Below are 14,383 nucleotides of genomic sequence, written 5' to 3'. Positions count from 1 at the left end.
CTCCCAAGACAACCTTTATATTGCAGTGCAGCATAGATTCTGCAACGCACAGCAAAAGAAGACTGCCATGCAATAAATGCATAACTTGTGTCATTCTCCATTAATAGCTGTTGAAATTAGCCTAATATTTCAGCGGCGACATAATTCTTGAAGGCCAGAAGATCGCTCCAGGCCAGACGTTTATTGATGGGCGCGGTCAGCAGTTCCTGGGGATGCAGGCTGGCGATAGCGGGGATGGTTCGGCCGAGAATGCCGATTTCCCGCCATTGTCCACGCAATCCATGGATGGTTTCGCCACCGCCGAAGAAGTGGCGGGCGGTGAAATTACCGAGCAGCAGCACAGCCTTCGGCTCGGCAAGCGCAATCTGCCGTTCTATGAACGGACGACATATCTCGATTTCTGCGGGAGAAGGGGAGCGGTTGCCCGGCGGTCGCCACGGAATGACGTTGGTGAGCAGGATCGAATCGCGCTGCAGGCCGATGGCGGCGAGCATCCTGTCGAGCAACTGTCCCGCGCGGCCGGCAAACGGTGCCCCCTCGCGATCATCGTCGGCGCTCGGCATCGGTCCGATCACCATGAGCCGGCCCTCCGGCGTGCCACTCGCAAAGATCGTCGAGCGGGCGCTGTTCTTGAGGTTGCAGCTATTGAAGGCTTCGAGTGCCGTCTTCAACTCACTAAGAGAACGCGCACTTTCGGCCGCGAATCGGGCCTGTTCCACGGCTTGCTCGTCGGGAATGGCCGGCGTTGCGCGCGGTGGTGATGCTGCGGCAGGCGTCGCCGGCTTTGCGGCGGGGCGACGCTCGGGCTGTGACCGTGTGGCGGGTGCGGGTGCTGGCGCTTCGGCCCTTGGCTGCGTTGCGCGCGAGCCCTGCCGCGCGGCGCGCATCGCCTCGAATTCCGCAAACCGATCCACCGGCTCATCTTCCAGCAGCCAATCAACGCCGGCATCCGCATGGAAGTGCAGAAGGGCGGCAAGCTCGGCCGGTGTGAGGTCGCTGGCGGAAATCATGGGCGAACTCTAACCAAAGCGGCGCGGGAACGAAAGGGCAGGATGGTCGGCTATCTCACGCCGTCCACTGGGCGATATCGTCGCGCTCGCCAATCAGGGCCAAACCATGGGCGATGGACAGCAGTTCGCCGCCCGTTTCGATGCGCTCCTGGCCGAAGCGTTCCGTGAAGATGCGCCGAACGGCCGGCACGAAGGAGGTGCCGCCGGTCAGGAACACCTTGTCGATCGCATTCGGTGATGTGTTGGTGGTTGTCAGCACATCGTCCAATGCCCCTTCGATACGGGCAAGATCTTCGGCGATCCAGCTTTCGAAGTCAGCGCGGCGAACATGCTTGCGGCCGGCCTTGCCGAGCGGCGGGAAGTTGAATTCGGCCTCTTCCTCGCTCGAAAGCGCCATCTTCGTCGCAGATACGGCCTGATAGAGCGGATAGCCTTCGTCATGCTCGACCAGCTCGATGAAGGTTTCCAGCTTCTCCGGCTCCAGGCTGCTGCGCACCAGCGTCTTCAGGTCGGCATATTCGCGCGAGGTCTTGAATATCGAGAGCTGGTTCCAGCGGCCGAAATTGGCGTAGTAGGAGGTCGGCACTTCCAGCAGCTTGTCGAAGCTCTTGAAGTAGCTTCCCTTGCCGATGGCCGGCGAGACGATGTTGTCGATCATCCGGAAATCGAAATGATCGCCGGCGATGCCGACACCGGAATGGCCGATCGGCGTCGCCGTCAGCTTTCCGGCATGGGTCTCGAAGCGGATGAGCGAATAGTCGGTTGTGCCGCCGCCGAAGTCGGCCACCAGCACGGTCGCATCCTTCTTCAGGTGTTGGGCGAAGTAGAAGGCCGCCGCCACCGGCTCGTAGACGTAGTGAATTTCCGGAAAGCCGAATCGTGCAAGAGCGGCATTGTAGCGCTCGGTGGCAAGGGCAGGGTTCGGGTTGGCGCCGGCAAAATGCACCGGTCGGCCGGTGACGATGCGCGAAACATTCTCCGGCCATCCCTCTCCGGCGTAGGCGCGCAGGCGACGCACGAAGATCTCCATCAGATCCTCGAAGCTGTGGCGCTTGGCGAAGATCAGCGTACCCTGGAAGAGTGCGCTCGCCGCAAAAGTCTTGATCGACTGCAGGAAGCGGCAGTCGCCGGGATTGTCGATAAACTGCCGGATGGCCGCATGTCCTGCCTCGACCTTGAGCGCGGCCGCACCCAGCCCCGGATCCTTCATGAAGGAGAGCGCGGTGCGCATGCTGTCGGCGGTGCCGGCCGTGCTGTTGAAGGCGACCGATTGCGTCGCGGGTCCTTCGGCCATCGCCAGAACCGTGTTCGTGGTGCCGAAGTCGAAACCAAGCGCCCGAGCCATGCCCGCACTCCTTTCCGTCGAAATTGTCTGGATTGGGGCCAAGCCCCTGATGGGACGCATGACGCGCCCTGTCGCAAAGAGGGCGCGTCATGACATGGCTGGACGTCAAGTTCAAGACGGAGAGGTGCTTTTATTTTTGCCCGCCGTGGTATCCGCCGACAGTATTTCACCGGCGATGCGTTTCGCTTTGCTGGAAAAGGAATGGGCGCCTTTCGGCGCCCGTTTTTGTCATTCCGCGGCAATCGCCGACGGCGGTTCCTTCTGGTGCGGGTCGTCGTCCTTGCGCCGGCCGAAACGACCGAGGAAGTCGCTCAGGCGGTTCATCTCCAGGAAGATGACAGGCGTGATGAACAGGGTCAGAAGCTGCGACACCACCAAGCCGCCGACCACAGCGATACCGAGCGGCTGGCGCAGCTCGGAGCTTGCGCCGCTGCCGACCGCGATCGGCAGGGCGCCGAGCAGGGCGCAGAAGGTGGTCATCATGATCGGGCGGAAACGGCGTACGCAGGCTTCGTGGATCGCTTCCGCCGGCGACATGCCAGTACTCGAGCGTAGCGTTTCCAGCGCCACGTCGATCATCATGATCGCGTTTTTCTTCACGATACCGATCAGCATCAGCAAGCCAATGAGCGCGATGACCGACAGGTCGAAGCCGAAGATCTTCAGCGCAAGCAGTGCGCCGAGAGCGGCGGCCGGCAGACCGGACAGAATGGTCAGGGGATGGATGAAGCTCTCATAGAGAACGCCGAGAACCACATAGATCGTCAGCACCGCAGCGAGGATCAAATAGGGCGTGCTGCCCTGCGACTGCTGGAAGATCTGCGCCGTGCCGCCGTAGGACGTGAAGATGTCCGCCGGCATGTTGATGTCCTTCTTGATCTGTTCGATCTGTGCCGTGGCGTCGCCAAGCGCTTCGCCGGCCGGCAGGTTGAAGGATACCGTGGTCGAGACGAGCTGACCGGTCTGGTTGATGGTCACCGGACCGGTATTGCGCTCGATGCGCGCGAAGGCCGACAATGGAACCTGCTGGCCGCTCGAAGACGTCACATGGATACGCGACAGCTTCTGGTCGTCCCAAGGCTGGTTCGCATCATATTCGATGATCACGTCATAGCTGTCGCCGGTCGACTGGATCTGTGCAGCGGCGTAGTCGCTGAAGGCCTCCTCAAGCGTGGTGCGCAGCAGGTTGTTGTTGATGCCGTAGGCGGCGGCTTTCTCCGTATCGACCACAATATTGGCCTGCAGTGCATTATATTGCGCGTCGGTGGTGACGTCCGTGAAACGTGGATCCTTTCGCATCTCCTGCAGCATCTTGTTGGCCCACTGGTTCGTCAGATCGGCGTTAAGCGCCTGAATGACGAGCTGATACTGGCTGGCGGTCTGGCGTCCGCCGAAGCGAAGGCTTTGCTGAGGGTTGATGAAGACCTGAATGCCTGGGATTTTGGCGACGGCGGCGCGTATTTCGCGCAAAGTCTGGTCGAGAGGCGGACGATCCTTCTTATCTTTTAGCTGCGCGTAGATCGTACCGTTGTTGAGTGTCTGGCGCGCGCTGGCGCCGACAACCGACATCACGTGCTCGACGGCAGGATTCGCCTTGATCGCCGCAGCGGCCTGGTTCTGAAGGTCACGCATAGCCGGATAGGAAATATCCTGGCGGGCGCGGGTTGAAATCTGCAGCCGGCCGATGTCTTCCTGGGGGAAGAAGCTGGCCGGCAGCGTCAGGAAAAGGTAGGCCGACAGCGCGACCGAAGCAAGGAAGCTTCCGAGCACGATGTAGCGATGGCGAATGCACCATTCCACGCCCTTGCCGTAATTGACCTCGGTCCAGTTGAAGCCCTTATTGAAGATGCGCACCGGCAAGGGAGGATGGCTGTGGGCGTTGGAGAGACGCGAGCCGAGCATTGGCGTGACGGTCAGCGAAACCACCGCGGACGATATGATGGCGATTGCCACGACCATCCCGAATTCGTTGAAGATACGGCCAACGACGCCGCCCATCAGCAGGATAGGGATGAACACGGCGATCAGCGAGACCGACATGGAGATAATCGTATAGCTGACTTCGGCCGCGCCCTGGATGGCTGCCTGCCGCACAGGCATGCCTTCTTCCATGTGCCGCAGAATGTTCTCCAGCATGACGATGGCGTCATCCACCACGAGGCCCACTGCAATCGTCAATCCGAGCAGCGAGATATTGTCGACGCTATAGCCGAGCACATACATCATGCCGAAAGTTGATATCAGCGAAAGGGGCACGGCGAGGCCGGGGATAATCGTTGCCGTCACGTGGCCCGTGAACAGGTAGATGACGAGAACGACCAGGCCGATGGTCAGCAGCAAGGTAAACTTGACGTCCGAGATGGCCTCGCGGATTGGCTGGGCCGAGTCGTTCATAACGGTCATTTTGACGGAAGCCGGCATTTCGGCCTGCAGCTTCGGCAGCGTCTTGTTCACGGCATCGACAACGTCGACGGTGTTGGCATCGGGCTGGCGTTGAATAGCCAGAATGATCGCTCGCTGGCCATCATACCAGCTACCGATATTCTGGTTTTCCACGCTGTCCTGCACGTCGGCGACGTCGCCGAGGTGAATTGGCTTGCCGTTGGGATTGGCAATCACAAGCGTGCGAAACTCGTCGGCGTTGACGCGCTGCGTATTCGCATTGATCGTCATGCTCTGCGCCGAGTCTTGCAACGTGCCGACCGGGACCTGGTTGTTGGCGTTGACGACGGCTGTATTGACCGTGTCGATACCGATGCCGCGATCCAGAAGCTTGTTCGGATCGACGTCGATGCGCACCGCGTAGGTCTGCGCGCCGTTTACGGTCACTTCAGCGACGCCAGGCAGTGTCGAGATCGATGGAGAGATGATGTTCTCGGCGATATCGTCGAGCTTGCTGCGCTGCAATGTGTCGCTTTGTACGGCGATCAGCATGACAGGCGCGTCGGCCGGATTGGTCTTCCGGTAGCTTGGCGGGGTGGTCAGGTTGTTGGGAAGTTTTCTTTGCGCGGTCGAAATCGCCGCCTGCACGTCACCAGCGGCGGCATCGATGTTGCGGTCGAGATTGAACTGCAGCACGATGCTGGTATTGCCAAGCGAGTTTGTCGAAGAAATTTCGCTGATGCCGGGGATCGTCTCGAACTGTTTGATCAGCGGCGTGGCGACCGATGTCGCCATCGTCTGTGGTGAGGCGCCCGTCAGCTGGGCCGAGACGTTGATCGTCGGGAAATCCACCTGCGGCACTGCCGCGACGGGGATGAGCTGATAGCCGGCGAGACCGGCAAGCACCACGCCGATAGCGAGGAGCGTGGTCGCGACCGGACGCTGGATACAGAAGGTCGGGATCATTGTTGCGCTCCAACTGCGATGGTTTCGGTTTTTCCATCATCGGCCGAAGCGACCTTCTCGTTTGGATTGTCGCTGAACTGTTCCTTGACTTCGGTGCCGTTGTTCAGTTGCGACTGGCCTTCGACAACGACATGATCGCCGACCGAAAGGCCTGTGGCGACGGCTGTGCGGCCGCCATTGGCGCGAGCAATCGTCACTGGCGTAATCTTGACCTTGTTGTCTTTCACCACAAAGGCGATATAGCCGTCCGGCCCCGGGCTGACGGCAACGGTCGGCACGACGATCAGCTGCTCGTTGTCGGCGAAGTGAACCATGACATTCGCGGAGCGTCCCGGCCACAAGGCACCGTTGGCATTTTCGAACGTTGCCTTCACGGCGATCGTTCCGGAAGCCTGGTCGACCGTGTTGTCGTAAAAGGTGATCGTTCCGGTGCGGGGCTTGCCCTGTGCGGAACGGGGAACGGTGGTGACGTGAACAGGACCCGCGGCCAGCTGTTCCTGCAGTTCGCGCAGATTGTTTTCCTGCATGGTAAACTTGATATATGCCGGATCATATTTGCTGATCGTCACGATCGGCGTGCCGGCGCTGACATAAGCCCCCAGGCTCAATTGAACATCGCCAAGCCTGCCATCATAAGGTGCCCGTATGTCGGTATTTCCGAGCAGGACTTGATCCGAGGCAAGCTGTGCCTGGTCCGCGCTGAGCGTGGCAATGGCGCCGTCGCGGGTCGCACGCGCTTCATCGGCAGTCGCCTGAGTGCCGGCGCTGCTCGTGAGCAAGCTATTGGCACGGGTCAGCGCGGTCTCCGCTTGGGCAAGGTTTGCCTGGTCTTTCGTAATGTTCGCCTTGTCCTTGTCGACGGCAGCCTGTGCCGTACGCGGATCGAGTTTTGCGATCAGGTCGCCGGCTTTGACCGTCGCGCCATCTTTTACGGCGATCTGCGTGATCAATCCGGCTTCCTGTGCGGCGATCGTCGTTGAATCGATCGGCACGACCCAGCCGGTCGCGGGAACGTCCATTGGGAGCGTAGTTTTGACTGCGGCAACGGTCTTTACCGCGACTGGGCCGGCCTGACGCTTGCCGCCGGCCTGCGCCGCCTTGCCGGCGTCTTTGGTTTCTGCGGACGCTTGATCGACAAAGGCGGAAAGGAAAGGAATACGGTCGCGGTAGCTCCACGCCGCAAGGGCTGCGACGACGAGAAGGCCGAGGGGAAGCCAAAGTTTTTTCATATTTAAAGAACCGGTCGGGGCTTGTTGCAGGAAGCGCGAGGACGGTGAAGTGTATTTATTGCGTCGCACAACAAAGACGAGCTTCGCCGCAATCCATACATCGCCGTTACCGCTAACGTTCGGTAATTCTGTCCCTTTAACGCGAATTCATGAACGCTGATGCTGTGGAATCTACCACAGTTCCGGACGACGAAAAATTAAAGCTTGGAAAGCTTTGGAATTGTTTCTGTTTGTGCGGTGCAGCAAACAGTCAAATGGCTATTTTTTGATTGCCGTTATGTAATAATCGGTCGGCAAAACAGCTTTAGGCGGTATTTATAGTGTAAAGATGTGCTGCCGCGTGCATAGAAGCGTTGCTGCAGCTCACGGAATTGTGTTGTCAGGCCCTGTTGCAAGGGCCTGCACTCTGTTCGCCGCGGTGGCGATCTCAAAGGGAGCGAGCAGCTCCCCCATCGCAGCGGACCATGGTGCCCGTCACGTAGCTCGCCGGTTCGCTGCAAAGGAAGGCGGCGGTGGCGGCGAATTCCTCGACGCGGCCGTAGCGGCCGGCGGGGATGCGCTGTTGGCGCTCGGCGCTGACCTCGTCGAGGCTTCTGCCGCCGCGTTTCGCCGTGGCCGAATCGAGCTCCGCCAGCCGGTCGGTCGCGATGCTGCCTGGCAGAAGCATGTTCACGGTGATGCCGTATGCCGCTACTTCGCTGGCCAGCGTCTTGCTCCAACCCGCAAGCGCCGGGCGCAGCGTGTTGGAGAGCGCAAGATTAGGAATGGGCTCGATGACGCCGGAGGAGGCGACGGTGAGGATGCGTCCCCATCCCTGTGCCTTCATCTCAGGCAAGAGCGCATTGGTGAGGGTAATGATCCGCGACACCATGGAGATGAAATAGGTCTCCAGCCGGTCGGCGGTCATATCTTCCGTCGTGCCGGGAGTCGGGCCACCGCTATTGTTGACGAGGATGTCGATGCCGCCGAGCTTCTCGGTCGCAGCCTTGGTGACGACCTCAACGAAGTTCTCGTCGTTGAGGTCGGCCCAGATCCAGTCGGCCCGGCCCTTGCCCTCGGCATTGATGGCCTTGCAATTGCTATCCAGCCGGTCTCCGCTGCGGCCGCAGAGCAGGACATTCACGCCCTCGCGGGCAAGCGCCACGGCGATGCCATGGCCCAGCCCCTTCGATGAGGCGAGCACCAGTGCGCGCTTCCCGCCAATACGAAGATCCATCTTGATCACCCTTCATGCTATTTGGATTGTCTGATTGGCATTTATAGAGGGCCATCGGGCGACTATGGAAGGTGCACTTCACAACTGATGGCAAATACCATCAGAATATTGACGTTAACGTAAGGGTCATTTAACTTGTTTTACGTGTTGGGCAAATTGGGGGATTGCCTGTCGCTTCCCGGCTCGACAATCCCCTCCCATTTTGACAAGAGATAACCGAAACGGGGAAGACGCCCAAGGGGACAAGGCTGCGATCCGGGATGATCGGACGCCGGCCAAGCGGAGAAGATGAATGACTGACGCGAACGAGCTGCCGGAACGCGAGAGCATGGAATTCGACGTTGTGATTGTCGGCGCAGGTCCAGCGGGCCTGTCGGCGGCGATCCGGCTGAAGCAGATCAATCCCGATCTGACCGTCGTCGTGCTCGAGAAGGGGGCCGAGGTTGGCGCGCATATCCTGTCGGGCGCCGTCGTCGATCCGATCGGCATCGACCGCCTGCTGCCGGGCTGGCGTGACGAGGAGGGGCATCCCTTCAAGACCAAAGTCACGAGCGACCACTTCCTGTTTCTGGGGCCTGCCGGCTCCGTCCGCCTGCCGAATTTCCTGATGCCGCCGCTGATGAACAATCACGGCAACTATATCGTCTCGCTCGGCAATGTCTGTCGCTGGCTTGCCGAGAAGGCCGAAGCTCTCGGCGTCGAGATCTATCCCGGCTTTGCCGCGACCGAAGTGCTCTATAATGAAGAGGGAGCCGTCATCGGCGTCGCGACCGGCGACATGGGCATCGAGAAGAACGGCGAACCCGGCCCGAACTATACCCGCGGCATGGCGTTGCTCGGCAAATACGTGCTGATCGGCGAGGGCGTGCGCGGCTCGCTCGCAAAGCAGCTGATTGCCAAGTTTGATCTCGCGCGGAACAGCGACGTGCCGAAGTTCGGCATCGGCATCAAGGAGCTCTGGGAGGTCAAGCGCGAGAACCATAAGAAGGGCCTGGTGCAGCACTCCTTCGGCTGGCCTCTTGGCATGAAGACGGGCGGCGGCTCGTTCCTCTACCATCTGGAAGACAATTTGGTCGCGGTCGGCTTCGTCGTGCACCTGAACTACAAGAACCCCTATCTCTATCCCTTCGAGGAATTCCAGCGCTTCAAGACCCATCCGGCCATCCGCGGCACTTTCGAGGGTGGTAAACGCATCTCCTATGGCGCGCGCGCCATCACCGAGGGCGGATATCAGTCGGTGCCGAAGCTGACCTTCCCGGGCGGTGCGCTGATCGGCTGCTCGGCAGGTTTCGTCAACGTTCCCCGCATCAAGGGCAGCCACAATGCGGTGCTGTCGGGCATGCTGGCGGCCGACAAGATCGCCGCGGCAATCGCGGCTGGTCGCGGCAATGACGAGGTGGTCGAGATCGAGAACGAGTGGCGCTCTTCGGATATCGGCAAGGACCTGAAGCGCGTCCGGAACGTCAAGCCGCTGTGGTCGAAGTTCGGCACGGCGATCGGCGTGGCGCTCGGCGGCCTCGACATGTGGACGAACCAGCTGTTCGGCTTCTCTTTCTTCGGTACGCTGAAGCACGGCAAGACGGACGCGCAGAGCCTAGAGCCCGCCGCACAGCACCAGAAGATCGACTATCCGAAGCCGGACGGCGTGCTCACCTTCGACCGCCTCTCCTCGGTGTTCCTGTCGAACACCAATCATGAGGAAGATCAGCCGGTGCATCTGCAGGTCAAGGACATGGCACTGCAGAAGAATTCGGAACACGATGTCTATGCCGGTCCGTCAACGCGCTACTGTCCGGCCGGCGTCTATGAATGGGTGGAGAAGGACGGCAAGGATACCTTCGTCATCAACGCCCAGAACTGCGTCCACTGCAAGACCTGCGATATCAAGGACCCGAACCAGAACATCAACTGGGTGCCGCCGCAGGGCGGCGAAGGGCCGGTCTATCCGAATATGTGAGATGCGATGACGGAGATCGAACAGGGCGCCTGGACGATCCGTTCGGCCAGGGCCGACGAACTGCATTTGCTCGCTGCCATCGAGATCGATGCTTTCTGGGCTCTGCATGAGGCCGGCGCGGTTGCTTGCGAGCCGACGTCCCTGCCTCTCGACGTGTTGGAGCAATCCCTTGCGGAAGGCTTGCTGTTCGTTGCCGTCGACGATGAAGATCGGCCGTTCGGCTTTTTGGCCGGCGTTATGAAAGATAGCTCGGTTTACATCGCCGAAATCGATGTCGTTAGACGTTGGCAGAAGCGAGGTGTTGGGCGTCGGCTGATGGAAGCTGCGATTGCGGCGGCGAGAACGCAAGGGGCCACTGGCGTCACTTTGACGACGGACCGGCATGTGGCCTTCAACGCGCCATTCTACGCCTCCTTAGGATTTCAAATCCTCGATCATGGAGAAAGGTCGGCCGCTCTCACGCAGATCCTGGAGAATGAATTTGACCACGGCGCTGATCCGGCCAGACGCGTGGCCATGGCGCTGCGCTTCTGATTTATAGCAGCGCGGCAATGCCGAGGTTTTCGGCCACACGTTGCAGCCGTTTGTCGCGCGTCCAGAGATAGGTTCCAGGCGCCAGTATCGTCGCGGCCGCGAGATGAGCATCGATATAGCCGATTCCGGTACCCTGCAGTTTGTTGCTTCGGATGAAATAAAGAACGTCCTCATCCGAGGCTCTCGCAATTGCAGGCAGTCTACGGAGGCTTCCTATCACGAGATCATATTGCCGCAGATTGCCAAGGCTGATCTCACCGACGACAAAGGGATGAACGACGACTTGTTTTTGCTCCAGCAGAGATTGAAGCCGCGCCTCCAGCGTATGAAAGTGATCGATCCAGATCGACGTATCGACCAGGATCATTCGACGCCAAACTGACGACGAGGGGGAGCCGTGATATTCGGTTCGGTGCCGCCGAGACGTATCAGCGTTTTGGCGGCTTCCCGTTCCACAAGGGCTTTCAATGCTTCACGCAGGATTGCCGAGGTCTCGGCGAGACCGGTAACCTCGCGTGCATCCGCAAGCAACTTATCGTCGATGGCTACGGTGGTGCGCATTGATATCTCCGTTGTCATCAAAATTAGCATCAGATGATGCTGCTTTCAATGCCGAGGGTTGCACATGGCAGCCTTCGATCCATTGTCTTGCAGTTGAAAGACTTATTTCCGGGCCAGCACCCCGGTCGAAAGTGCCACCCCAAGCCCCGTGACGATCGCTGCGGCAATCCCGGCTGTTCCGATTTCCTCGCCGAGCAGAAAGCCGCCGCCGATCGTGGCAAGGACGGGGGTGATGGCGGTGAAGGCTGCGGCCTGGGTGCCACCGAGAGCCTGGACGGCGAGGCCATAGGCGAGAGTGGCGGCAAGGCCGGACAGCAGGCCCTGGCTGACGATCTGCAGACCGATTTCCGGCAGCGGCACCGAGGCAAGTGAGCTGCCGAAGACGGCGGCCAGGCCGACATGGATCAGGAACGACCAGACGGCGATGATGGCGCTCGACTGCAGAGCACTCAGGCCGGAGCGGCGGAAGGCATGCGTGTAGCTTGCCCAGAGCACGGCAGACAGCGGCAGCAGGATAAAGCCCTCCCAGGAGATCTGCACGCCATAGAGGCTGCGTGCCAGGAGGATCACGACGCCGGCGACGATGCCGCCAAGGCCGAGCCAGCGGGTGATATCAAGCCGCTCGCGGAACAACAGCACACCAATCAGGGCAGTTGCGAGCGGCATGGAGCCGCCGAGCAGGATGCCGGCCGACGAGGCGGGCGTGAACTGGATGGCAAGCGTGGTCAGCTGGAAGAAGAGGGCGCCGGAACCGCAGACCATCAGCGCGAGCAGTTTCAGTGGCACGCCCTTCGGCAGCAGGCCCGTCTTCCACCAGACGGGTGCGAGCACCAGGGCCGGCACGCCGTAACGGATCAGGCCGAGATCGATGGTGCCCATCTGCGTTTCGGCCGTGTGGCGGGTTGCGAGAATCCAGTTTGCCCAGATCAAGACGGTAACGATGGCGCCGGCATAGCCGACCATGGTGGGGGTTGCCTTGCGGGTGGAGAGAGACAAAGCGGTCATCGACATATCCTTTCCAGCGATCCGGTTATCTTTCGAATGAGGAAAAGATAGTCCCGAAGGCCGAGGCATGTCCTTGCTAGTTATGGCTCCAAAATCGTGCTATCAGCAATAAACTGCCAATTTGCAAATTAGAGTTTCTCGAATATGCCAAAACTGGATAAATTCGATATCGCGATCCTCAACTGCCTTCAGGAGGATGCGCGCGCCACCAATGTCGAGATCGCCGAGCGGGTAAATCTCTCGCCGTCTCCTTGCCTCAGGCGCATTCGCAATCTGGAAAAATCCGGGCTTTTGCGCGGCTATCGCGCGGATATTGACCGCAAGGAGGCCGGCCTCGGTCTCACGGTCTTCGTGGAACTCAAGGTCGGCCATCATTCGAAGGAGAATTCCGAGACGCAGCAGGCAGCATTGCTCGCCATTCCGGAAGTCGTCGCCTGCCATCTGATTTCGGGTACGGCCGATTTCCTGGCTGAGGTCGTGGTGGAGGATTTGGCCGCCTATGAGAAGGTGATGTCGGAAAAGCTGCTTGTCCTTCCAGGCGTGGTCGATCTGCGCTCGAACTTCGCGATTCGCACGATCAAGACCAACGGTGCTCTGAAACTGCCACAGCCTGAATGAAATAGCCGGAGTAAAAATGAAAAAGGGCCGTCGCCGGCCCCTTTGCCATGAGAATTTGATTATCCTCAGAGCATCGTTCCGCTGAGGATCAGCAGGGCAACCGAGAAGTAGATCACCAGGCCGGTAACATCGACGAGCGTCGCGACGAAGGGTGCCGATGCGCTGGCTGGATCGAGGCGTAGCTTCTGCAGGACGAAGGGCAGCATAGAGCCGGCAAGCGAGCCGAAGGTGACGATGCCGATCAGGGCCGCGAAGACGGTGAAAGCGACCAGCTGCCAATGCGGGCCGTAATCGAAGAGGCCGATATTCTGCCAGAGCACGATGCGGGCAAAGCCGACGAGGCCGAGGATCGCGCCGAGCACGATGCCTGTCGGCAGTTCGCGGAACGCCACGCGCCACCAGTCCGAAAGCTTGAGCTCGCCGAGCGCCAGCGCCCGGATGATCAGCGAGGTCGCCTGTGAGCCGGAATTGCCGCCCGAGCTCATAATGAGCGGGATAAAGAGCGTCAGCACGACGGCCTTTTCCAGCTCGCCTTCGAAGTGCTGCATAGCGCTTGCGGTCAACATCTCGCCGAGGAAGAGGGCGGCAAGCCAGCCGGCGCGCTTGCGGATCATGCCCGCAAAGCTGATCTTCATATAGGGCTGGCCGAGGGCCTCCATACCACCGAACTTCTGGGCGTCCTCGGTCGTATCGGCGATCATCGTATCGATGACGTCATCGACAGTGACGATGCCGAGCATATGGCCCTTGTCGTCGACGACAGGCAGCGCCAGAAGATCGTGACGGCGGATCAGGCGCGCGACATCCTCCTGCTTCATTAGCGGCGGTGCCGTAACCGGCACGCCTTTCTGGGCCACCGTCAGGATACAGGCATCGGGCTCGCCGGTGATGAGGCGGCGCAGCGTCACGACGTGCAGCAGCACATGCGTCTCGTCATCGAGCACATAGATGGCATAGACCGTTTCGCGGGAGCGCTCGACCTGGCGAACGTGATCGAGCGTCTGGGCGACCGTCCAGCTCGCGAAAACGCTGACGAATTCCGTCGTCATGATGCCGCCGGCCGTGCGCGGCGGATAGCCCATCAGGCCCTGGATCGCCTGCCTTGCATGCTCGTCAAAGGTCGCGAACAGCCGGGCGCGCGCGTCGACATCCATTTCGAGCAGCACGTCGGCGACGCGGTCGTTGGACATGCCATGCAGCAGGCGCGCGGCATCTGCGTTGCCCATGACTTCGAGAATGGCGGGTGCGTTGCGCAGCTCCGGCCGGTCGAGAATGCGCACGGCGCGCTCTTCCGGCATTTTGGCGAGAATGCGGGCAGCCTCCGCTACGTCCGTTGCGTTCAGAGCCTCGACGCGTTCCGCAATGGTGACGGCGCGATTATTATTGATGAATGCACGAGCGGCATTGCCGGCCCGCGCGGGAAAGCTGTTGATGTTCATTATAGCTCGCCTTTCCGGTCGATCCGCCGTCGTAGCGGATCGTGGCGAGCCGACAGGAGTCGGTTAGTGCACGAATGCTACTGACGGCAAAGGCAATCGACTACTACTGTCGCTAGGCATC

12 protein-coding genes are annotated in these 14,383 nt (G+C 60.3%); 3 read left to right on the top strand and 9 right to left on the bottom strand.

The annotated features are described in order from the left end of the window. Positions 1 to 116 precede the first annotated feature (116 nt). The 5 genes from GDN47_RS13080 to GDN47_RS13060 form a co-directional block, all read right to left on the bottom strand. Positions 117 to 1,010, bottom strand: coding sequence for a uracil-DNA glycosylase (locus GDN47_RS13080; protein WP_152093528.1), 894 nt, complete (start codon positions 1,008 to 1,010; stop codon positions 117 to 119). Between the two features lie 55 nt (positions 1,011 to 1,065). Beyond that, the gene (locus tag GDN47_RS13075; protein ID WP_152093527.1) at positions 1,066 to 2,355 is read right to left on the bottom strand and encodes an Hsp70 family protein; all 1,290 of its coding nucleotides are present in this window, start codon (positions 2,353 to 2,355) and stop codon (positions 1,066 to 1,068) included. Between the two features lie 228 nt (positions 2,356 to 2,583). Then, positions 2,584 to 5,703: an efflux RND transporter permease subunit gene (locus GDN47_RS13070; protein ID WP_069616100.1), complete on the bottom strand. Its 3,120-nt coding sequence runs from the start codon at positions 5,701 to 5,703 to the stop codon at positions 2,584 to 2,586. Continuing rightward, positions 5,700 to 6,932, bottom strand: a complete 1,233-nt coding sequence (locus GDN47_RS13065; RefSeq protein ID WP_152093526.1) for an efflux RND transporter periplasmic adaptor subunit — start codon at positions 6,930 to 6,932, stop codon at positions 5,700 to 5,702. The genes GDN47_RS13070 and GDN47_RS13065 overlap by 4 nt, the downstream gene beginning before the upstream one ends. 427 nt (positions 6,933 to 7,359) lie before the next feature. After that, positions 7,360 to 8,148 (bottom strand): SDR family oxidoreductase, encoded by a 789-nt coding sequence (locus GDN47_RS13060; RefSeq protein WP_145320665.1) that lies wholly within the window; start codon positions 8,146 to 8,148, stop codon positions 7,360 to 7,362. Between the two features lie 292 nt (positions 8,149 to 8,440). On the opposite strand from GDN47_RS13060, the gene GDN47_RS13055 reads away from it, so the two are divergent. Together GDN47_RS13055 and GDN47_RS13050 are read left to right on the top strand one after the other, a co-directional pair. Next, the gene (locus GDN47_RS13055; protein ID WP_152093525.1) at positions 8,441 to 10,105 is read left to right on the top strand and encodes an electron transfer flavoprotein-ubiquinone oxidoreductase; all 1,665 of its coding nucleotides are present in this window, start codon (positions 8,441 to 8,443) and stop codon (positions 10,103 to 10,105) included. A 6-nt stretch (positions 10,106 to 10,111) separates the two neighbouring features. Continuing rightward, a complete protein-coding gene (locus GDN47_RS13050; RefSeq protein WP_152093524.1) occupies positions 10,112 to 10,639 on the top strand; it encodes a GNAT family N-acetyltransferase in 528 nt (175 codons plus the stop codon). A gap of 1 nt (position 10,640) precedes the next feature. On the opposite strand, the gene GDN47_RS13045 is transcribed toward GDN47_RS13050, so the two are convergent. From GDN47_RS13045 to GDN47_RS13035, 3 genes are all read right to left on the bottom strand, one after another. Then, complete coding sequence (locus GDN47_RS13045) at positions 10,641 to 11,006, bottom strand: type II toxin-antitoxin system VapC family toxin (protein WP_113354039.1); 366 nt, start codon at positions 11,004 to 11,006, stop codon at positions 10,641 to 10,643. Then, positions 11,003 to 11,200, bottom strand: a complete 198-nt coding sequence (locus GDN47_RS13040; protein ID WP_069616104.1) for a type II toxin-antitoxin system VapB family antitoxin — start codon at positions 11,198 to 11,200, stop codon at positions 11,003 to 11,005. Before GDN47_RS13040 ends, GDN47_RS13045 begins: the two co-directional genes overlap by 4 nt. Positions 11,201 to 11,302: 102 nt before the next feature. After that, the gene (locus tag GDN47_RS13035; protein ID WP_152093523.1) at positions 11,303 to 12,205 is read right to left on the bottom strand and encodes a DMT family transporter; all 903 of its coding nucleotides are present in this window, start codon (positions 12,203 to 12,205) and stop codon (positions 11,303 to 11,305) included. Between the two features lie 144 nt (positions 12,206 to 12,349). Here GDN47_RS13035 and GDN47_RS13030 point away from each other — a divergent pair, with 144 nt between their 5' ends. After that, the gene (locus GDN47_RS13030; protein WP_112724385.1) at positions 12,350 to 12,823 is read left to right on the top strand and encodes an Lrp/AsnC family transcriptional regulator; all 474 of its coding nucleotides are present in this window, start codon (positions 12,350 to 12,352) and stop codon (positions 12,821 to 12,823) included. Between the two features lie 65 nt (positions 12,824 to 12,888). Here the strand turns inward: GDN47_RS13030 and mgtE are convergent, their stop codons facing one another. Then, the gene (gene mgtE / locus GDN47_RS13025; protein WP_113330823.1) at positions 12,889 to 14,262 is read right to left on the bottom strand and encodes a magnesium transporter; all 1,374 of its coding nucleotides are present in this window, start codon (positions 14,260 to 14,262) and stop codon (positions 12,889 to 12,891) included. Positions 14,263 to 14,383 lie beyond the last annotated feature (121 nt).

Origin of the sequence: Martinezella dioscoreae (genome assembly GCF_009176305.1) — a bacterium.
Classification (GTDB): domain Bacteria; phylum Pseudomonadota; class Alphaproteobacteria; order Rhizobiales; family Rhizobiaceae; genus Rhizobium; species Rhizobium dioscoreae.
The sequence above is the reverse complement of the archived record's forward strand: the minus strand, read 5'-3'. Positions and strand labels throughout refer to the sequence as shown.